The organism is Brevundimonas sp. AVps31 (assembly GCF_058681355.1).
On the sequence record NZ_CM178736.1, the window covers coordinates 524,482 to 543,858 of the forward strand.

The 19,377-nt window shown below is 68.6% G+C and carries 19 protein-coding genes; 3 read left to right on the forward strand and 16 right to left on the reverse strand.

The window, feature by feature from the left end:
* Window positions 1-108 precede the first annotated feature (108 nt).
* Window positions 109-588 carry a Dps family protein gene (locus tag ACW174_RS02560; RefSeq protein ID WP_492016130.1) on the reverse strand — a complete coding sequence of 160 codons (480 nt, stop codon included), beginning with the start codon at window positions 586-588 and terminating at the stop codon, window positions 109-111.
* A gap of 187 nt (window positions 589-775) precedes the next feature.
* On the opposite strand from ACW174_RS02560, the gene ACW174_RS02565 reads away from it, so the two are divergent.
* On the forward strand, window positions 776-4,420 hold the full coding sequence (locus ACW174_RS02565) for a PAS domain S-box protein (RefSeq protein ID WP_492016131.1): 3,645 nt from the start codon (window positions 776-778) through the stop codon (window positions 4,418-4,420).
* A 43-nt stretch (window positions 4,421-4,463) separates the two neighbouring features.
* Here the strand turns inward: ACW174_RS02565 and ACW174_RS02570 are convergent, their stop codons facing one another.
* Both ACW174_RS02570 and ACW174_RS02575 read right to left on the reverse strand, forming a co-directional pair.
* Window positions 4,464-4,826 carry a DUF6481 family protein gene (locus ACW174_RS02570; RefSeq protein WP_492016132.1) on the reverse strand — a complete coding sequence of 121 codons (363 nt, stop codon included), beginning with the start codon at window positions 4,824-4,826 and terminating at the stop codon, window positions 4,464-4,466.
* Between the two features lie 150 nt (window positions 4,827-4,976).
* Entirely contained in the window at window positions 4,977-5,162 is a 186-nt protein-coding gene (locus tag ACW174_RS02575; protein ID WP_492016133.1) for a hypothetical protein, read from the reverse strand.
* Between the two features lie 439 nt (window positions 5,163-5,601).
* Between ACW174_RS02575 and ACW174_RS02580 the strand changes: the two genes are divergently transcribed.
* On the forward strand, window positions 5,602-6,642 hold the full coding sequence (locus ACW174_RS02580; RefSeq protein ID WP_492016134.1) for a cell wall hydrolase: 1,041 nt from the start codon (window positions 5,602-5,604) through the stop codon (window positions 6,640-6,642).
* 10 nt (window positions 6,643-6,652) lie between these two features.
* On the opposite strand, the gene ACW174_RS02585 is transcribed toward ACW174_RS02580, so the two are convergent.
* From ACW174_RS02585 to ACW174_RS02645, 13 genes are all read right to left on the reverse strand, one after another.
* Window positions 6,653-6,868, reverse strand: coding sequence for a hypothetical protein (locus tag ACW174_RS02585; RefSeq protein ID WP_492016135.1), 216 nt, complete (start codon window positions 6,866-6,868; stop codon window positions 6,653-6,655).
* 76 nt (window positions 6,869-6,944) lie between these two features.
* Window positions 6,945-7,790 carry a carboxylating nicotinate-nucleotide diphosphorylase gene (nadC, locus tag ACW174_RS02590; protein ID WP_492016136.1) on the reverse strand — a complete coding sequence of 282 codons (846 nt, stop codon included), beginning with the start codon at window positions 7,788-7,790 and terminating at the stop codon, window positions 6,945-6,947.
* Window positions 7,791-7,795: 5 nt separating this feature from the next.
* Window positions 7,796-9,304: an L-aspartate oxidase gene (locus ACW174_RS02595; protein WP_492016137.1), complete on the reverse strand. Its 1,509-nt coding sequence runs from the start codon at window positions 9,302-9,304 to the stop codon at window positions 7,796-7,798.
* On the reverse strand, window positions 9,304-10,140 hold the full coding sequence (locus ACW174_RS02600; protein WP_492016138.1) for a metalloprotease: 837 nt from the start codon (window positions 10,138-10,140) through the stop codon (window positions 9,304-9,306). The genes ACW174_RS02595 and ACW174_RS02600 overlap by 1 nt, the downstream gene beginning before the upstream one ends.
* 115 nt (window positions 10,141-10,255) lie before the next feature.
* Entirely contained in the window at window positions 10,256-10,438 is a 183-nt protein-coding gene (locus ACW174_RS02605) for a hypothetical protein (RefSeq protein ID WP_492016139.1), read from the reverse strand.
* 19 nt (window positions 10,439-10,457) lie between these two features.
* Window positions 10,458-11,537 (reverse strand): quinolinate synthase NadA, encoded by a 1,080-nt coding sequence (nadA, locus tag ACW174_RS02610; protein ID WP_492016140.1) that lies wholly within the window; start codon window positions 11,535-11,537, stop codon window positions 10,458-10,460.
* Between the two features lie 154 nt (window positions 11,538-11,691).
* A complete protein-coding gene (locus tag ACW174_RS02615) occupies window positions 11,692-12,546 on the reverse strand; it encodes a hypothetical protein (RefSeq protein ID WP_492016141.1) in 855 nt (284 codons plus the stop codon).
* 51 nt (window positions 12,547-12,597) lie between these two features.
* On the reverse strand, window positions 12,598-13,125 hold the full coding sequence (locus ACW174_RS02620) for a methylated-DNA--[protein]-cysteine S-methyltransferase (RefSeq protein WP_492016142.1): 528 nt from the start codon (window positions 13,123-13,125) through the stop codon (window positions 12,598-12,600).
* Entirely contained in the window at window positions 13,106-14,209 is a 1,104-nt protein-coding gene (locus tag ACW174_RS02625; RefSeq protein ID WP_492016143.1) for a bifunctional transcriptional activator/DNA repair enzyme AdaA, read from the reverse strand. Before ACW174_RS02625 ends, ACW174_RS02620 begins: the two co-directional genes overlap by 20 nt.
* Before the next feature lie 257 nt (window positions 14,210-14,466).
* Complete coding sequence (locus tag ACW174_RS02630; protein ID WP_492016144.1) at window positions 14,467-16,242, reverse strand: SLC13 family permease; 1,776 nt, start codon at window positions 16,240-16,242, stop codon at window positions 14,467-14,469.
* Between the two features lie 76 nt (window positions 16,243-16,318).
* A complete protein-coding gene (locus tag ACW174_RS02635) occupies window positions 16,319-17,422 on the reverse strand; it encodes an HAAS signaling domain-containing protein (RefSeq protein WP_492016145.1) in 1,104 nt (367 codons plus the stop codon).
* Between the two features lie 25 nt (window positions 17,423-17,447).
* Window positions 17,448-17,777, reverse strand: a complete 330-nt coding sequence (locus ACW174_RS02640) for a PadR family transcriptional regulator (RefSeq protein ID WP_492016146.1) — start codon at window positions 17,775-17,777, stop codon at window positions 17,448-17,450.
* A gap of 92 nt (window positions 17,778-17,869) precedes the next feature.
* Window positions 17,870-18,538 carry an SDR family NAD(P)-dependent oxidoreductase gene (locus tag ACW174_RS02645; protein ID WP_492016147.1) on the reverse strand — a complete coding sequence of 223 codons (669 nt, stop codon included), beginning with the start codon at window positions 18,536-18,538 and terminating at the stop codon, window positions 17,870-17,872.
* Window positions 18,539-18,723: 185 nt separating this feature from the next.
* Here ACW174_RS02645 and upp point away from each other — a divergent pair, with 185 nt between their 5' ends.
* Complete coding sequence (upp, locus tag ACW174_RS02650; RefSeq protein WP_492016148.1) at window positions 18,724-19,368, forward strand: uracil phosphoribosyltransferase; 645 nt, start codon at window positions 18,724-18,726, stop codon at window positions 19,366-19,368.
* The last annotated feature ends 9 nt before the right edge of the window (window positions 19,369-19,377 follow it).

Sequence of the window (19,377 nt, forward strand, 5' to 3'; positions counted from 1 at the left end):
TCGTGGTGGTCAGGGTCCGTCTCCGAAGCGTCCGGCCCGAGGGGCGGAGCAAGGTTATGCCCGGCAAGAGCGGCGCTTTTCAGACCGAAAAGCGCCGTTCGGTCAAGCTTAACGACCGCCGAGGGTCGAACGCAGCATCCAGGCGAACTTCTCATGCGCGGTCAGGCGCTGGGTGATCAGGTCGGCCGAGGCCTCGTCACCGGCCGATTCAGCCACCTCGAACGCCGCGCGGGCGGTGGCGATCAGGGTGTCGTGATCTTCCAGAAGCTCCTTCAGCATCGGGATGGCGTCCTTCTCCGGGTCGCCGTCCTTGATCGAGGTCAGGTTTCCGAACCCGGAGAAGCTTTGCGGAGCCAGCACGCCCAAGGCGCGGATGCGTTCGGCGATATCGTCCAGCGCGGTCCAGATGTCGCGATATTGCTGCTCCAGCAGATTGTGGAAGCTGAAGAATTCCGGCCCACGGACATTCCAGTGATAGCCGTGCGTCTTCAGATAAACGGCGAAGCTGTCCGCCAGCACCTTGGTCAGAGCTTCGGCGACGTCGTTGCGTTCGGTCTTGCTGAGGCCGGTATCGATGGTCACGGTCATGGGGAGGTCCTGAGAAAGAAGGTCGTAGGGCAGTGCTGTAATTAGGCGCCGCAGGGCCGTGAGCCAAGGCCGCCGGGCGGAAGCTTGGCCCTGTAAAGGGTTCTATGCGGCGTTCGGGAACGCCTTTATCGACATAGCGTTGCAGTCAGTCGCGCCATGTCGATGAGCGCAGGGGAAAGAAGCGGCTTTGGGGGCGGACAGGTTCTTCAGACAGCTGGCGCTTTCCCAGCCCGGACGGCCCGGCCAGGCCGTACTGACCGGCCTGACGTGCGGGATGCTGGGGCTGGTGGTTCGCGCGCTGCTCCAGCCGATTTTCGGCGGCGCCAGCGGCCTGACCGTCCTGATCCCCGCAGTCCTGATCGCCGCTCTCTGGGGCGGGCAGATCGCAGGCTATTCTGCGATCGTCATCAGTATCATCGGCGCCGTGGCCATGACCCAGCTGATGGGCGGACTGCTGGAGTTCAATCCGGTTAACCTGACTGTCGGCGTCACCAGCTTCGCCTTCGTCGCGATCTTCGGCACAATTCTGGCCGCCTCCCTGCGCTCCACCCTGCGCAATCTGGACGACACCAACAAACGCCTGCGCGCCTCCGACAGTCTGGTCGGAGAGACGATGTCGGAGTTGCGGGCCATGGTCGAACAGGCGTCGGCGGGCATCGCGCGTGTCGGGCTGAACGGACAGGTGGTCAGCAGCAATGCCCGCTTCGCCGAAATCCTGGGTCTGACGCCGGAACAGGCGGTCGGCATCACCACCGTGGACGTGACCCATCCGGACGACGTGGACTCCACCAGGACAGCGCTGAACCGCGCGATGGCCGGCGGCGACGGCACGGTCGAGAAGCGTTATGTCCGGCCCGACGGAACCATTGTCTGGGCCCTGACCAGCCTGCGCGTCCTGAACGATCCGTCGGGAGAGGTGCTGGGCTACATCGCCGTTGTGGTCGACATCACCGCGGCCAAGGCCGCCGAGGCCGCGCTGCGCGAGAGCGAGACCCGCTTCCGCCTGATGGCCGACACCGCCCCCTCCCCTGTGTGGATGACCAATGCCCACGCCGAGGTCGAGTTAGTGAACAAGGCGCTGGTCGAGTTCTACGGCCGACCCGCTGAACGCGTTCTGGGCGCGGTGTGGCGTCAGAGCATCCACCCCGATGACATGGCTGACGTCAACGCGGTGATGGAGGTCGCTCGTCCCGACCACCGTCCGTACGGCTTCGAAGCGCGCTTCAGCCGGTTCGACGGCTCCTGGCGGTGGATGCGGGTGGCGGTCAATCCGCGCTTCAACGCCGAGGGCGCCTTCCTCGGCTATGTCGGCATGGCGTTCGACATCACCGAGACACGCGACGCCATCGACGCCCTTGCGAGGCAGGAGCGGCGGCAGTCCTTCCTGCTGGGGCTGGCCGACCGCCTTCGCGACCTCACGACCCCCGACGAGATCATGGACGAGGTCGAACGCTCTTTGGGCGCCGAGCTGGGCGCCGACCGCGTCGGCTACGGCGAGGTCGATCAGGCGCTCGGGCTGGTCTCCATGAGCCGTGACTGGACGGCCGGCGTGGTCAGCGCACAGGGCCGGTTCAGCCTCAGCGACCTCGGCGCGGACCTGATCGCGGATCTGGCCGAAGGCCGGCTGATCCAGATCGCCGACGTCCAGACGGATGGCCGGACCCGCGACGCCCGCGAGGTCTTTGAACGGCTGGAAACCCGCGCCCTGATGCGCGCGCCGGTGATCCGCGGAGGGCGCCTTCAGGCTTTTCTGTACGCTCACAACGCCACTGTGCGGCACTGGACCGACGCGGAAACCGAGTTGCTGCAGGACGTGGCGGGCCGGACATGGAGTGAGATCGAGCGCGCCCGTGCCGAGGGCGCCGTGCGCGAGAGCGAGGAGCGCTTCCGCGCCATCGCCGACACGGCCCCGGTGCTGATCTGGGTGACCGGCAAGGACCGGGTGCGCGAGTTCGTGAACCAGGCTTACGTCGCCTACAACGGCGGCGGCTACGAGGATGCCCGGCTGGCCGACTGGCGCTCGGTCATCCATGTCGATGACCACAAGCGGATTATCGAGGAGTCCCTGGTCGGCGAGGCCACCGGCCAGCCGTTCTCGATGGAGGCGCGCTATCTGCGCCACGACGGCGTGTATCGCTGGCTGAAGTCGTTCTCGCGCCCCCGCCTCGACGCGGACGGCGAGGTCATCGGCTTTGTCGGCGTGGCCTTCGATGTGACCGACATCCGCGAGGCGCAGGCCCGGCTCATGGAGTCCGAAACCCGCTTCCGGACCATCGCCGACAGCGCCCCGGCCCAGATGTGGATGACCGATGAGGCGGGCGAGATTGTTTTCGCCAACAAGCGCTATCGCACCTTCTTCAACGTTCATCGCGAAGAGGACCTGCAGGCCAACTGGATCGCCACCATGTCGGCGAACGGACTGCAGGATGCCTATTCCGGCTTCCTGACCACGCTCCAGCAGCGGGATCGCTACGAGACCATCATGGAGGTCGTCCACCCGCAGATGGGCCGTCGCTGGCTGCGCTGTGAAGGCATTCCGCGCTTTGACGGCGCGGGCCGGTTCCAGGGGTATGTCGGCGCCAACATCGACGTGACCGAGGCCCGGCAGGCCGAGGACGACCTGAAGCGCATCAACGAACTGCTGGAGGAGCGGGTCAGCGAAGCGATGGCCGAGAAGGCCAAGGCCGAGGCTGACCTGATGCATGCCCAACGCATGGAGGCTGTCGGTCGCCTGACCGGCGGCGTGGCGCATGACTTCAACAACCTGCTGACCGTGGTCATCGGCGCGCTGGACATGATGCTGCGCTCACCCGCCGACGCCGCGCGCCAGAAAAAGCTGGGCGAGGCGGCTTTGGCCGCTGCGCGCCGGGGCGAGGGCCTGACCCACCAGTTGCTGGCCTTCTCCCGCCGTCAGGCCCTCAGGCCGGAAGCGCTGGACCTGAACGGACTGATCCGCGAAAGCGAACCCCTGCTGCGCCGCGCGGTCGGCGAGGCGGTGGAGTTCAAGCTGAGGCTGCGCCGCGGCGGCGCCCGCGTGAACGTCGACCCGTCACAGTTCGAGGCCGCCCTGCTGAACCTCGTCGTCAACGCTCGCGACGCGCTGGGCGATCGGAAAGGCGGCAGGATCTCCGTGCAGACCATGGCCTGCGAGGTGCAGGCCGGCGAGGTGCCGGAGTTGAACGCAGGCGATTACGTCTGCGTCACCGTCGCGGACAATGGGGCGGGTATTGACCCGGAAGTCCTGACCCGCGTGTTCGAACCCTTCTTCACCACCAAGGCCATCGGCAAGGGGACCGGCCTGGGCCTTAGCCAGGTCTATGGCTTTGCACGCCAGTCGGGCGGCGGCGTTCGGGTGGCCTCGACGTTGGGGCGCGGCACTGAAATCCGCCTGTATCTGCCGCCGCTGGACCGGCTACATGCGCTCGAAGCCGCGTCGCGCGAGCCCTCGCCCTACCCGCAGGTCGCGACCCGTCGCATCCTGCTGGTCGAGGATGACGCCGGGGTCGCGGCCATCGCCCTGGAGCTGCTGACGGCCATGGGCATGGATGTGGCTTGCGCCGATACGGCGCCGCGCGCGCTGGAAATGCTGAGGGTCGAGCGGTTTGACCTGATGCTGAGCGACGTCGTCATGCCCGGCGGCATGACCGGAATCGAATTGGCGAGGGTCTGTGCGACCGAGTGGCCGGACATGCGTATCGTCCTGACCTCGGGCTATGCCGGCGAGGATGTGGACGCCGCCCTGTCGGACGCGCCATGGCCATTCCTGCGAAAGCCCTACTCAGGCGAGCAACTGGCGGAAATACTGGGGCAGGTTCCCGCCGGAGCGGAGTGACGCCCGCGGCCGCCTCGGGCCGCCGCGGGAGATCGTCAGCCGATCAGCGCGAACGCGCCTTGCGGGCTGCATAGCGCGCATCGCGCGCAGCCTTCTGTTCTTCCTTGGTCAGCGCCTTGCGCTCCTTGCGGGCGGCGCGCTTCTCGGCGTCCACCTCGTCCTGGGCGGCCTGCTGGGCGGCCAGACGGGCGGCGTCCTTGTCGGCTTTCTCGCGACGCTGCTCGGCCTTGGCCAGCTCGTGCTGCTGACGCAGGGCTTCCTTCTCGGCGGCGCGCTTGGCGGCGAGCTTTTCGAATTCGGGGTCGGGGGCGGCGGCCTTGGGCTTGAACTTCGCAAGCAGGGCCTTCTTGGCCTCTTGCTGGGTGGTCAGGCGATCGGTGAAGCCGGTTTGTTTCAGATCTCTCATGCGTGGAGTCGTCGTATCCTTGATCGATTGTCAAATGCGCTTGCGCCGGGGCGAGCGCTGCGCTCAGCCCCGGGCGGGTCCGCTACCCCCTTATGGGGTCAAAAAGCAAGGTCGCGAGGCCAATCAGGCGCCCGCGACCCCCTCAGTGTGTCAGTTGGGGCGCTGGGCGTGACCGACAGCAGCGCCGGCCGCGCCACCCACCGCAGCGCCCACAGGGCCGGCCACGACGGCTCCGGCGACGGCGCCGGTGGCCGCCTTCTGTTCAATGCTGTGCCCGCAGGCGGCCGCACCGAGTGTGGCGATCGCGAGGACGAGGGCGGTGGAAATACGGCGCATGATGGTTCTCCTGTTCCTTAATCAAACGTCAGCGTGGCCGTAAGGGTTCCCCGCAGTAACCGGAAGTCGCAATTCGGCCAGTGCGCGCTACAAAGAACAGTCCATCGCCGCCACAAAGACTACCGCATCCCCGCACCGCACACCCCCATGAAGAGCGAGCGATGATCAATACAGTATATCGTACATTAACTGGCCCGTCCGTCTTCATTTATCGGCGCGAACCATTGCCGGTTTCACAGATCGCATCACGCGATGTTGCAGCGCACACGAATCTTGCGAATCAACCACATTGGCGCCACAAATGGCTGGCTTAAGGCGCGTCCTCCGAAGCCCGGCCGTTCGCCGAACATCGGAACTGTTGCTCCGGTCCGCGACCCCGTCGCCCGGCAGCGAGACTACCCGAGGGCGGCACTGCGCCCTGCCGAACAGGACTGAGCCTTTGTCGAAACCCTCGCAGACGCGCGCGACCCTGCCTGCTGAACACGTGGCCAAGATCCGGCCCGCGACAGCAGCGGTGATGTTCGGCGCACTTGTGGGACTGGCCGTCGGCGGCGCCTATCTGGGCGGCGCGGCAGCCAAGGCTTCGACTGTACAGGGACAGGCGCAACGTCTCGACGGCGCCGCCGCCGCGGGCTTCACGGAAGAGGCCCTTGCCGCCGCCGCCGGCGGACTCGACGAAAGCGCCCTGACTATCGCGCGCCGTCACGACCCCTACACCGTGGCCGGCCCGACCCAGCGTGACCGTCAGGCCGAACTCCTCACCGCCCGTCTGGAACAGCTTCGCGGTGGGACCACGCCTGGCGCCGGTCTGCGCCAGGTCAACCTGTCGGCCCCCGTCGCTGCGCAGCCCTTCCGTCTCGGCGGCGCGCTCGAAGCCTCGCGCGATCTCGATTGCCTGACCCAGGCCGTCTATTATGAAGCGCGTGGCGAAGGACGCGACGGCATGCGCGCCGTGGCCCAGGTCGTTCTGAACCGCGCGCGTCACCCGGCCTTCCCCAAGAGCGTCTGCGGCGTCGTCTTCCAGGGCGCGGGTCGTCGAACCGGCTGTCAGTTCAGCTTTACCTGTGACGGCTCCATGCGCGGTCGCGTCAACACCGGCGCCTGGGACCGGGCCCGCGCGGTGGCATCTTCGGCCCTGTCCGGCTCCGTTTATGGCAACGTTGGCAACGCCACCCATTTCCACACCACGGGCGTCGCCCCGCAATGGCGGAACAGCCTGATCCGCGTGGCGCAGGTCGGCGACCATCTGTTCTACCGCTTCGGCGGCCGTTCCGGCGCCAGCGCAGCCTTCAGCTACGCCGCCCAGCGCTCCACCGATGCACACGCGCCCCGCCTGATCCAGGCCGATCTGGACACCACGCCGCAAACCGGCCCGGTGCCCTACCTCGCTGCGCCGGCCGCCCCGGCCCAGACGCCGGCGCAGGCAAGCACGCCTGCCACCCCGATCATGCCGTCGGCGGCCGAAGCACCGGCCGCCTGACCCCGTCGCTTCAACGCTCCTGAACCTTCCAGTGGGTGGTCAGGTTCTGGCGCAGGCTGCCGTAACGGCCTCTCGCTTTGAGACTCGCGTCGGCGTCGCCGCGCTTTGCTGACAGGACGTCGGTGCTCAGGTCGCCACCGTCCACGTGCAGGGCCATGTCCACCGACTGGCCGCCACGATCCGCAAAGCTGCGCGGCTCTTTGGGGATTCCGGGACGTTCGGTCATCGGTCGTCTCCTTCCGTGTCGGGAAGAAAACCATCGGCCGCCCGGGTCGTTCCGGGACGGCGGCCTCGCCAACGGATCAGATCGCGTCCAGACCAATATCCAGCGACGCCGCCGAATGGGTCAGGGCGCCGACCGAGATCACGTTTACGCCGGTCTCCGCAATCGCACGGATCGTGTCCAGACTGACTCCGCCGGACGCCTCCAGGGTCACCCGGCCCGCCACGCGCGTCACGGCTTCTCGCAGGTCCGCCAGGCTGAAGTTGTCCAGCATGACGACATCCGGCCCCTCCGCCAGCGCCTCGTCCAGCTGATCCAGCCCGTCCACCTCGACCTCGACCTTCATGAGGTGGCCCGCCGCCGCCTTCGCCCGGCGCACGGCCTCGCCGACGCCACCACAGACGGCGACGTGGTTGTCCTTGATCAGGATGGCGTCATCCAGCCCGAACCGATGGTTCAGGCCGCCGCCGCACAGCACCGCATGCTTCTCCAGCGCGCGCAGGCCAGGCGTGGTCTTGCGGGTGTCGGCGACCCGCGCCGTCGTCCCGGCGACGGCGTCCACATAGCGCCGGGTCAGGGTGGCGATGCCGCACAGCCGCCCCAACAGGTTCAGCGCCGTCCGCTCGGCCGACAGGAAGGCGCGGGCGTCGGCCTCGACCTCGGCCAGGACGGCGCCCGCCTCGAAGGCTTGCCCGTCGCGCAGCTTCAGATCGATCACCGCCTTCGGGTCCATCGCCAGCACGGCCAATCGAACACAGTCGATCCCCGCCAGCACGCCCGGCTTGCGCGCCGCGAACACCGCGCGCATCCGCGCCCCTTCGGGGATGCAGGCCCTGGCCGTCACATCTCCCGCCCGCCCCAGATCCTCGGCCAGCGCCAGCCGGACGATGGGCTCGATCAGAACGTCAGGCAGGGTCGGGGTCATTCAGATCACTCAGCGGCGACGGCGACGGCGGGATCGCGATGCAGGCGGGTGTGGCGGGCGCCGGCGTTGGTGTTCGGATAGTCGGACCGATAGTGGCCACCCCGGCTCTCGCGGCGCTCCAGCGCCGCCCCGGCGATCAGGCGGGCGGCCAGAATCGGCAAGGCCCCGCGCGCCACCTGTTCCAGCCGCTCCATCAGCACCAGCGCGCGAGTCAACCCCTCGGCGTCGCGCACCACGCCGACATTGTCGCTCATGGTCACGCGCAGCGCCGTCAGAGCCTCGGGGGTCAGGTCGGGGGCGACCACCGGCTTCAACGTCTCGCCCTCCCCGCCGGTCTCGTCGGCGACGGCGCGGCCTGTGCGGCGTCCGAAGGCGGCGGCCTCAAGCAGGGAGTTGGAGGCCAGACGATTGGCGCCGTGGACGCCGGTCGCCGCACACTCTCCCACAGCGAACAGGCCCGGCAGGCTGGTGCGCCCGTCCAGTCCGGCGGCGATGCCGCCCATATGGTAGTGGGCGCCCGGCGCTACCGGGATCGGGGTTTCACGCGGGTCCAGACCGGCGCGCATACAGGCGGCGAATACCGCGGGAAACTCGTGCGGGAACTTGTCCCCCACCGCCGCGCGGGCATCCAGATAGGCGCCGCGCCCCTCGGACCGCGCCTGATGCACAGCGCGGGCGACGACGTCGCGGGCCTTCAGATCGGCGTCGGGCGCATCGCCCAGCAGGAAACGCCCCTCGGCGTCGATGAGGCGCGAGCCCTCGCCCCGCAACGCCTCGGTCGCCAGCGGCATGGGGTCCAGCCCCACGTCGATGGCGGTGGGGTGAAACTGGACGAACTCCGGATCAAGGATGTCCGCCCCCGCGAGCCAGGCCAGCGCCATCCCCTCGCCCAGCAGGGCGGCCGGGGTGGTCGTGCGCGCGTACAGCCCGCCCGCCCCGCCTGTCGCCAGCACCACTGCCGGGGCCAGAACCTCGGTCAGACGCCCGTCACGTTCGATCACCGCGCCGCGCACCCGCCCCGTTGCGTCCTGCACCAGCGCGCGCAGGCGGCCGTTTTCCCATACCTCGATATGCGTCGCCGCCCGAACACTGGCGACCAAGGCCGACAGGATGGCCCGGCCGGCGCCGTCGCCGCCCACGCGGGCGACCCGGGCCTTTGAGTGAGCCGCCTCCAGGCTGACGGAGAAGCCGCCGTCGGCATCGCGATCAAAGGGCGCGCCCAGCGAGGCCAGCCATTCGACCGTTTCCCTGCCGTCCCCGGTCAGGGCCCGGGCGACCTCCGGGTCCACCAGCCCCGCGCCGGCGGCGGCCGTATCGGCCGCATGCAGGGCGGGGTCGTCTTCCGCCGACAGCGCCGCCGCCACTCCGCCCTGCGCCCAGGCGGAGGAGCAGGCCTGCAGCAGGGGGGCGGGCGTGATCACCAGCACCTTGCGCGGCGCGGCCTCCAGCGCGGTCGACAGACCGGCCAGCCCGCCGCCAATCACCAGAGGCCCGTCGTGGCGGATACGGTTCATCAGCCGATCCCGAAGAAGCGGGCGCCATGGGCCACACCCTCGGCCATGTTCTCGACGCCGGGCAGGATGGCCGCCAGACCGACCGCCATACAGGCGGCGGCGGTCAGCAGATAAAGCCCGACCGACCTCGCCGCTTCGCCCCCCGTCAGCTTGCGCGCCTTCGGCCGCCACAGCCCGCTTTTCAAAGTCCCGATCAGGGCGATGCCGAGGAAGATGGCGAACAGCCACATGCCGTTCGAGGCGCCCCAGAAAACAGCCAGCACGCCGATAACAATCATCGCGACGCGCTCGACCATCGGGTGGATCATCGCCAGCACAGGCCCCAGCGCGCGCGAGCCATCCAGCGGCGGCGCGGGGGCCAGGTTGACCAGGTTCAGGAAGGCGATGACGAAGGTGGCGTCCAGCCAGATCGCCTGACGGGTCCACAAGAACAGGCCGATGAAGGGGATGGCCGCCAGCAGGCCGAAGGCCGGGCCGGCCAGCGACACCAACACGTCATGCCACTCGCTCTTGGCCGGACGCTGGCCCACGGTCGCGCCGAGGATGGGCAGGATATAGATGCGCGCCGGGCCCATGCCGAGCCGGTTCATCGCCAGCGCGTGTCCTGCCTCGTGCACCAGAATGCCGAACAGCAGGGCGACGACCATGACCAGACTGCCGGTCAGCAGATAGACCACCACGCCCAGAACGAGGGTAGAGATCAGGGCCGACGTCGGGCTTTGTCCGCGCACGGCCGGGGCGGGGCGCTCGGGCTCATGCGGCGCAGGAGACGCGACGACGTCATCGGGACGGGCGTCCCAAGGGCCGGGACGGCGGGGGGTGTCTGTGTCACTCATCCCCGCGACGTGGCCTTTTCCGCCTTCAGCCACAAGGCCAGTACGGCGAGAAGCCGCAGGGTCTTGCGATCAACGGTCGCGACGGCGCGGACGGGCGGGACATAGTACATGTGGATCAGTCCAGATTGTGCGCCCGGGCGCCGGCGGGATCGGCCCGCACCAGCGCCGCGCGCAGCAGGTTCTTGGGCACGCCCCGGCGCGCCAGGGTTTCGTAGACCCGACGGAGATCGCTCACCGCTTTGAAGGCGATCCAGCGCTGGCGGTCGCGCCAGATCAGGATCAGATAACCAAACGGCACACGCCACACACGAACCACGTCAGATCAGCTCCACATCCACATGATGCCGGGCCTTTACGAGGTCGTAGCGCGCCGGAACAGCAGGAGGCGGCAAATCAATCATCCGCTGCACCGCCAGCGCCGCCTTCTCGATCATCTCTTCGGGCACTGTGACCTCGAACTTCATGTCGCGAAGACAGTCACGGATGTTCTCCAGCGTGATCCGCTTCATGTAGGGGCACATGTTGCACGGGCCGATGAAGTTCACCTCGGGCACATCGCCCTTGATGTTGGACGCCATCGAGCATTCGGTGATCAGCACCACCTGCTTCGGCTTGCGCGCCGTGATGTAGTCGGTCATCGCCGCAGTCGAGCCCGCGAAGTCGGACGCGGCCAGGATTTCCTCGGGGCACTCCGGGTGAGCCAGGATCTCCGCGCCGGGATAGGCCTCCCGCATCTCGGCGATGTCCGCGGCGGTGAAGCGCTCGTGCACGATGCAGCGGCCCTTCCAGGCGATGATGCCGATGTCGGTCTGGGCCGCCACGTTGCGCGCCAGGAATTCGTCGGGGATCAGGATGACCCGGTCGACGCCCCACTCCTTCGCCGCCCATTCCACCACCTGCACGGCGTTGGCGCTGGTGCAGCAGATGTCGGTCTCGGCCTTCACGTCCGCCGTCGTGTTCACATAGGTGACCACCGGCAGACCCGGATAGCGCTGCTTGATCAGGCGGACGTCCGCCCCCGTGATCGCCTCGGCGAGCGAGCAACCCGCCTTCAGGTCGGGGATCAGCACCGTCTTGTCCGGGCTCAGGATCTTGGAGGTCTCGGCCATGAAGTGCACGCCCGCCTGGACGATGACCTTGGCGTTCGACCGAGCGGCTTCCTTGGCCAGCCCCAGGCTGTCGCCGACATAGTCGCCGACCCCGTGGAAGATTTCCGGCGTCATGTAGTTGTGGGCCAGGATGACGGCGTCACGCGACTTCTTCAGCGCATTGATCTCGCTGATCAATGCCGCGTGGGTAGGCCATTCCAGCGGGGTCACATGGTTCTTGACCTTTTCCCACACCGGCGCGGTCTCCCGCTCCAGTTCTTTCGACAGTCCGAACACACCGTCCGCCATCGCATCCACCCTTATGCTCGATTTGAGCAAATCCGAGACCCGAAAAACGGCGGCCTGACCAGACGGTCGGTCGCCGACTTATGCTCACTTTCAGCATAAGCAGGAACAATCTAGGCCGATGGCCGGGGATTACAAGCCCCGGCCATCGTCAAACCTATCGCGCAGGGACTGTGGAGATGTAGTCGATGATCGTCACTCGCCCCCCGGACAGCCGCACCAGCCTTCCCTCGCTGGCGGCGGCGTCAGCGCCGGCGACGGCGTAGACTTCTTCGCCCTCGAGGCGCCGGATCGAGTCGCGCACCTCCCGTACCTGCGCGCTGGTCGGATGATCGGCCCGGCAATCCCGCAGGTGCAGGGCGCGGACGATGCAACTGACGCCATTCTCGGCCGGGGGCGGCGGCGGCGGGGGAGAGGCGGCGGCGTCAGGCTGCTGCCGCTCCCACGTCCGGGGCGCCCCGCGGCGCATCTGGACCTGCGGCCGGCGCGGGCCGTCATCATCCCCCGGCCGCGTCAGGCTGACCTGGGTCGCCTCGGCCAGAAGGTCGCGATCATCCTCCGTGGCCCAGCCGCAGGCGGTCAGAACGCGATCCAGATTGGCCGATTGCGTCGGCAGGTCGAAGGATCCGCGGAACACCGGCGTCTCGCCCTCGGCGGTCCGCAGGGTGTAGAGGCCGCCGCCGCGCAGGAAGCGCACGTCCCGACCCGCTACGACCGAGCTGTAGGCGCCCGGGGATCCGGCCGGCCGCCAGCTCTGCATGATGCTGCGCCCGTCGGCCCGATTGGCCTGAACCTGCAGCGTATCCGCCGATTGCGGCAGGCCGCCCAGAACGGCCGTCAGCTTGTTGTCGCGGCACTGCACGACGATGATCTGCCCGGCGTCATAGCGCGCCGCGGCGATGGTGATGTTGCGCGCGGCGTCCTGCTGGAACTCCCAGTCATCGTCCTGCGTCGCCGCCGTCAGTCCCAGCCCCGTCACCACGGCCAAGGCCCCGAAAAGCACTGTCTTCATCGCTGAATCCCTCACAACCCGCGCGCAGTGACGCGCAGACTTGCGAAGTCGTCAAGCGGTCGGCGGCACGCCTTCATGCGCCAACAACCAGCGTTTGCGCTCCAGCCCCCCGGCATATCCCGTCAGGGTTCCATTGGCGCCGATCACCCTGTGGCAGGGCACGATCAGCGCGACAGGATTCTTACCATTCGCCAGCCCCGCCGCGCGCATGGCTTTCGGCGCGCCGATCGCCGTCGCCAGCTGACCGTAGGTTCGGGTCTGGCCCGCCGGAATGGCTCGCAAGGCCGCCCAAACCGACCTTTGGAAAGCCGTCCCGCCGGTCTGGACCTGCAACCCGTCCAACGCGTTCAGATCGCCGCCGAAATAGGCCTGTACCGCCGATCGCACGGGGTCGGGCGACCGTCCCTCGACCAGCGCCGCGCCCGGGCTGTGCCGCGCCAGCAGCCGGTGCATCCGGTCCTCATAGCCGGCGAAGTCCAGCGCCCTGACGGCGCCCTCCGGCCCCGTGATCAGCAGCACCTCCCCCACCGGTGTCGCCACGCGGTCCAGGGTCAGGGTCTCAGGCGGCGACTTTGGCATCGTCTCTCTCCTTCACATCAGTCGCGTCGATCCCGGCCACGGCAAGGTGCAGCGCCCCATAGGCCCGCCACGGTCGCCAGCGTTCGGCGCGCGCGGTCAGGCGGTCCTCATCCAGTCGGTCGTTCGGCGGTTCGGCGCCCTTATCGACCCAGTCGCCCGGCAGCCTCAGCCCCGGTCGCGTCGTCACCAGCGGCGCCAGCAGCGGATCGCCGGACAGGTCCCGCGCGATCGCCTCCGGGTCCGCCGACAGGTCGAACACCCGCCGCACGCGCGCCAGCACCCCCGGCAGGGCCTTCAGCTCCGTCGTCTCGACGCAGACCGACACCCGGCCCACCTCGCCCGGCGCAACGAACACCATGCCCTCCGCGCCGTCGATCTCGCGGACCAGTTGTCGGCGCCATTTGCGCCCCTCGACCGTGTCGCCGCGCGCGATCAGTGCCGCCAGCATCGCGTCCCAGTCATAGGGCGGACGATAGGGCAGGCTCAGGACCACCCCGCCCTCATGCGCCCGCTCGCCGCGCCGCCGCAGGGCTGACGGCGGCCGCTCGTACAGGGCCTGAAACGTCTCGTTGAACCGCCGCACGCTGCCGAAGCCCGAGGCCAGCGCCACCTGCGCCATCGACAGGTCGGTCTGGTGGATCAGCGCCTTGGCCAGCAGCACCCGGCGCGTCTGCGCCACACTGACCGGCGCCGCGCCAAGATGCTGTCGAAACAGCCGGCGCAGGTGCCGCTCGCCTACGCCCAGCCGCCCGGCCAGCGCATCCACATCCCCTCCATCCAGCGCGCCCGCCTCGATCAGGGCCAGGGCCCGGCTGACGGTGTTCGAGGTCCCGCGCCAGGCGCCCATGTCCGGCGCTGTCTCCGGCCGACAGCGCAGACAGGCCCGGAAGCCCGCCTCCTCCGCCGCCGCCGCCGAGACCACGAAGATCATATTCTCCCGCTTCGGCGTCCGCGCCGGGCAGACCGGACGGCAGTAGATGCCGGTCGTCTTCACACAGCCGAAGAACCGCCCGTCAAACCGCCCATCGCGCGTCAGCACGGCGCGATAGCAGGCCTCCTGATCAAGAGCATCGGCGTTTTCCATGGGCGGAAGATAGGCCGGAGCGCCGACGAACGCTCGCGGTTTTCGGACATGGGCGTGGGCCGATACACAGCTGGTCGGCAGTGAGCCCAGCCAGTGATTAGTGGTTAGTGACTAGTGGCTGACGGCCGGAAACGGAGGCGCCCGGCCTCAGGGCGCCCGGCCTCAGGGCGCCCGGCCTGCGGCATCGAACCACTAATCACCAACCACTGATCACTTTCCGCCTCCGGCCCTTCCAGGCGCCGCTCAGACCGCTCCGCTCAAAGCGGCCAGAACAACAGGATCAGCGGCGGCCCGACCAGCAGCACCAGCAGGCTCAGCGGCGCGCCCAGTCTCGCATAGTCGCCGAAGCGATACCCGCCCGGCCCCATCACCAGAGTGTTGCACTGGTGGCCGATGGGAGTCAGGAAATCGCAGGCCGCGCCGACCGCCACCGCCATCAGGAAGGCGTTGGGATTGTAGCCCAATTGGGTCGCCAGACTGGCCCCGATGGGGGCGACGATCAGCACCGTGGCGGCGTTGTTCAGGAAGGGCGTCACGGCCATCGAGGCCAGCATCAGCCCGCCCACCGCCAGCACCCCGGGCAGGTGGGTGAACAGCCCGCTCATTCCCGCTGCGATCAGGTCCGCGCCGCCGGTTTTCTGGATGGCGTCCGACACCGGGATCAGGGCGGCGATCAGGATCAGCAGCGGCCCGTCCAGCGCGGCATAGGCCTCGCGCATCTTCAGTCCGCCCAGCGCCACGATCACCACCGCCGCGCCGAAGAAGGCGACCGCCACAGGCACGATGCCGAAACCGACCAGCGTCATGGCGACGGCCAGCACCACCGCCGGCAGGAACCGCTTGCGCACGCTGCCCAGCCGCACCTCCCGCTCGGCCAGCGGCAGCAGGTCCAGCGCCTGAAGCGCTGTCGGCAGGCCTGCCTCCCCGCCCTGCAACAGGATGACGTCGCCAGCCTGCAGCTTGGCCGACCGCAGCTTCTGCGTCAGCTCATAGCCGCTCCGCGACACCCCGATCAGGTTGACGCCGTACTGGCCGTAAAGATCCGAAGCCCGAACCGACTGCCCCGCCAGTGGGGAGTTGCGTCCGACCACGGCCTCGATCACCTGCACCTCGTCGGTGGGCTGTTCCAGCGCCACGGGTCGGTCCTCCCGGACCAGCTGCAGTCGGCTGGCGGCGAAGAAGGCTTCCAGGGCGGCGGGACCGCCCTCGATCAGCAGGGTGTCGCCGGCCTGGACCCTGCTGTTGCCCCGGGGATTGGCGGACCGCTTTCCGCCCCGGATCAGGGCCAGGATGCGCACCTCCCCCTCACCCAGCGCCGTCAGGGCCTTGATCGTCGGCACCGGCAGGGTCCAGCCCTCGGGCGCCCTCGCCTCGGTCGCGTAGCCGTTCGCCGCCAGCGCCTCGCCCAAACCGACCGCGCCCTTGCGGTCCTTCGGCAGAAGACGATAGCCGAAGGCCAGGAAGACCAGCGCCAGGGCCGTCAGCACCAGTCCGACGGGGGCGTAGTCGTACATGCCGAACGGCTCTCCCAGCAGGTCGGCGCGCACCTCGGCCACGATGATGTTGGGCGCCGTCCCGACCAGGGTGACCATCCCCCCCGCCATGGCGCCGAAGGCCATAGGCATCAGCAGGCGTGATGGCGACGAACCGGTCCGGCGGCTGACCTGCAGCGCCACCGGCATCATGATGGCCAGCGCCCCCACATTCTTGGTCACCATCGACAGCAGGGTGACGGCCAGCGTCAGGACCGGCGTCTGGCTGCGCTCGGTCTTCAACAGCGGCAGCACCCGCTTCAACGCCAGTTCGACGATGCCGGAGCGCGCGAAGGCCGCGCTGACCACCAAGGCCGCGGCGATGATCACGGTGACGTCGTTCCGGAACCCGTCGAAGGCCGCCTCGGCCGGGATCACCCCGATGGCGAGGCCCAGCACCAGCGCCCCCAGCGCGATCAGGTCATAGCGGAAGCGCCCCCAGATGAAGGCGACGATGGTCAATCCCACCAGCCCGAAGGCCAGCCCCTGCTGCAAAGTCACGCCTGCCCCATCGACGAAAAAACCCCGGCGGCCGGATCGCCGCCGGGGCCTAACGCCCGAACTTTCGGTTCGATGCTCAGTCGATTTTCGGCAGGCGGCGGTCGACGCCCGTCGTCAGTCGGATCGTCCCGCCGATGACCTTGCTGACCGCATGCAGGAAGCCGAAGACGACGCACAGCATCAGCACGGTGGGCAGGGGCCACCAGCCGTTCTCCACCGTGGTGCGGACACGGTCGACGAAGGCCTCGATGGTCGGGACGAAGACCACTTTCGACAGCGGTGAATAGAGCCACAGCCAGGCGAACAGCACACCCTCGGCGGCGCCGAAGCCAATGTCGCCCAAGGCCGTGAAGCGCACCCCGTCCGGCCGTGCCGCCCGCATCAGGTCGAACAGGACCCGCAGCAGGCCGAACGCGATCACCGGCCAGTACAACAGCGCGTGGATCTCGCCCATCATGGTGGCGTAGTCGACGCCGCCGACCACCGCGCCGAAGGTTTCGGGCGTCGTATGCGTCACCGGCAGCCAGCCGACCCACCACAGCAGGACCACGGCCCAGCCGACCGCGCTGGCGATGGCGCGCCCCACGGGCGAGGCGCCGCGACGACCGCGACGACCGGTCCTCTGACCCCAGTCGCCCTCCGTCAGCCCACGCTGGACGGCTTCAGCGTTCAACCCGCCGCCGAACTCGAACAGGCCCAGGTCCTTGACCCGCCATTCGCGCAGGAAGCTCGGCTTCTCCTTCTGCCGTTCGATGATGAAGGCGGCGAGGGTGGCGAAGCCGATCAGTGTGATGGCGCTGTTGAAGACGCTGCGGAAGGCCTGGCCGATGGCCTGCGCGGTGTCCACGTCACCCACGATGATCCGCACGAGTACGCCCAGAATGGCGATGGCCACGACCACGATCAGCCCCGCCTTCACCCCGAACATCCACCAGGGGAACAGCTCGGGGCCGACCACATGCTGCGGCCCCGAACCATAGCGGGCGGCGACCACCAGCGGGTGGCCGATGTCGCGCAGGATGTCTTCCTGTTCGGCCTCGGTCAGGGGACGGCCCAACGCCTCCTCCTTCTCCTCGAAGCGGCTCAGGATCATGTCGCGCAATTCGGCGATGATGTCGGCCCGCTGGCTTTGCGGCAGCTGGGCTGCGACGGCGTTCAGATAGCGATCAATCAGGTCCATCAGACTTTCCCTCGGTCCCGGAATTTCAGAGAATCTTGTCGAGCGAAGCGTTGATGCCCCGCCACTCATCAGTCAGGGCGGCCAGCATCGACACGCCGCCGGGCGACAGCAGGTAGAAGCGCTTCTTCCGCTTCTCCTCCTCACGCCATTCGCTCTGCAGCAGCCCTTGGCTCTCCAGTCGGCGCAGCAGCGGGTAGAGGGTGGACTCCTCCATCTCCAGCCCGTCGGCCGCCAGCGCCTGGCGGAGGCTGTAGCCGTATTGCTCGGTCCGCAGGCAGGCCAATACGGCCAACACCAGCGACCCGCGCCGCAGTTCCAGCCGCATGCTTTCGAAAAGTTCGGGATCGAGGCTCACGCCGCGCCCTCCTGTTGCGTCACATAGTGTGTGATGCACAGTGTATGCGACATACTGTATGAGGGAGTCAAGCCTGACCTCTCGCCGTTATGTCACTCGGGTATGCGCGTGCCGTCCCAAGCGAACACGCCGCCGCTGTCCTGCGGGGTCAGTCCGTCGATCACGTCCAGCAGATGGGCCGCAGATCGGGCCGAGCTGAACAGCTTGTCCGGCTTCACCCCGCGCTGGAACGGCGCGCTCAGGCCTGTGTCGACCGTGCCGGGATGCAGCCCCGCCACCACCGCCTGCGGATGGGTGCGCGCCAGTTCGATCGACAGGTTGCGCAGGATCATATTCAACGCCGCCTTCGACGCTCGGTAACTGTGCCAGCCGCCCAGCCGGTTGTCGCCAATCGAGCCGACCCGCGCGGAAAGGGCCGCGAAGACCGAGCGCCGGTCGCGCGGCAGCAACGGGAGCAGGTGTTTGGCGATCAGCGCCGGTCCGATCGTATTGACGCGATAGTCCCGCGCCATCTGGCCGGGGTCGAGCGCCCGATAGCTTCGTTCCGGCTCAAACCCGGAATGCAGCACCCCTGTCGCCACCAGCACCAGGCCGGGCGGCGGCCCCGCGCCGATCTCGACGGCCGCCGCCGCGATCGACGCCTCATCCTCCAGATCGAGGCCGGTCGAGCGGGTGAAGGCGTGCACCCGCGCATACCGGCCGGACGCGTCCAGCGCCGCGACCAGGGCTGTGCCGATGCCGCCCGAGGCTCCGATGACCACGGCAGAAAGATCTGATGAACCTGTCATGGCCCGATGAGCCGCGCCGTCCGGCCTCCGGTCAAGCGGAACCCGTCATAGTCGCTGTCGAATCGTCACCGCGGCCGGGCGCGTCCAGCGGACGAGTGACTGGACACCCGGCCGTCGGCGGTGTGTGTTCCCGGCCCACGTCAAGGACAGGACCGCCGATGCCCGCTCCCGCCCCCGACGGCGTCACCGTCGTCGACCACCCGCTGGTCACCCACAAGCTCTCGATCATGCGGGCAAAGGAGACCTCGACCGTCCAGTTCCGCACCCTGCTGCGCGAGATCTCGACCCTGCTCTGCTACGAGGTCACCCGCGATCTGCCGCTGGAAGACTGGCCGCTGGAGACGCCGGTCGGGCCGACCACCGGCCGCAAGATCGAGGGCAAGAAGCTGGTGTTCGTGCCCATCCTTCGCGCCGGCCTGGGACTGGTCGAGGGCATGCTGGACCTCGTCCCCTCGGCCCGCGTCGCTCACGTCGGCCTGTATCGGGACCCCGAGACGCTGGAGGCCGTCGAATACTATTTCCGCGCGCCGGAAGACGTCTCCGACCGGCTCTGCATCGTGGTCGATCCCATGCTGGCCACGGCCGGATCGGCGATTGCCGCCATCGATCGCCTGAAGGCGCGCGGGGTCTCCAACCTCAGCTTCGTCTGCCTGGTCGCCGCCCCCGAAGGCCTGGCCCGCCTGCGCGCCGCCCACCCGGACGTGCCGGTGTGGACCGCCGCCGTGGACGAGCGGCTGAACGACCACGGCTACATCGTCCCGGGCCTCGGCGACGCCGGCGACCGGCTGTTCGGAACCCGGTAGCGGCGACGG

What these genes read in the sequence shown, in the direction of transcription:
- ACW174_RS02595 (WP_492016137.1), bottom strand. Translation starts at nt 9,304, where the DNA reads ATGAACCGTATCCGCCACGACGGGCCTCTGGTGATTGGCGGCGGGCTG.
- upp (WP_492016148.1), top strand. Translation starts at nt 18,724, where the DNA reads ATGCCCGCTCCCGCCCCCGACGGCGTCACCGTCGTCGACCACCCGCTG.
- ACW174_RS02570 (WP_492016132.1), bottom strand. Translation starts at nt 4,826, where the DNA reads ATGAGAGATCTGAAACAAACCGGCTTCACCGATCGCCTGACCACCCAG.
- ACW174_RS02620 (WP_492016142.1), bottom strand. Translation starts at nt 13,125, where the DNA reads ATGCCAAAGTCGCCGCCTGAGACCCTGACCCTGGACCGCGTGGCGACA.
- ACW174_RS02635 (WP_492016145.1), bottom strand. Translation starts at nt 17,422, where the DNA reads ATGGACCTGATTGATCGCTATCTGAACGCCGTCGCAGCCCAGCTGCCG.
- ACW174_RS02600 (WP_492016138.1), bottom strand. Translation starts at nt 10,140, where the DNA reads ATGAGTGACACAGACACCCCCCGCCGTCCCGGCCCTTGGGACGCCCGT.
- ACW174_RS02615 (WP_492016141.1), bottom strand. Translation starts at nt 12,546, where the DNA reads ATGAAGACAGTGCTTTTCGGGGCCTTGGCCGTGGTGACGGGGCTGGGA.
- ACW174_RS02560 (WP_492016130.1), bottom strand. Translation starts at nt 588, where the DNA reads ATGACCGTGACCATCGATACCGGCCTCAGCAAGACCGAACGCAACGAC.
- nadA (WP_492016140.1), bottom strand. Translation starts at nt 11,537, where the DNA reads ATGGCGGACGGTGTGTTCGGACTGTCGAAAGAACTGGAGCGGGAGACC.
- nadC (WP_492016136.1), bottom strand. Translation starts at nt 7,790, where the DNA reads ATGACCCCGACCCTGCCTGACGTTCTGATCGAGCCCATCGTCCGGCTG.
- ACW174_RS02575 (WP_492016133.1), bottom strand. Translation starts at nt 5,162, where the DNA reads ATGCGCCGTATTTCCACCGCCCTCGTCCTCGCGATCGCCACACTCGGT.
- ACW174_RS02585 (WP_492016135.1), bottom strand. Translation starts at nt 6,868, where the DNA reads ATGACCGAACGTCCCGGAATCCCCAAAGAGCCGCGCAGCTTTGCGGAT.
- ACW174_RS02625 (WP_492016143.1), bottom strand. Translation starts at nt 14,209, where the DNA reads ATGGAAAACGCCGATGCTCTTGATCAGGAGGCCTGCTATCGCGCCGTG.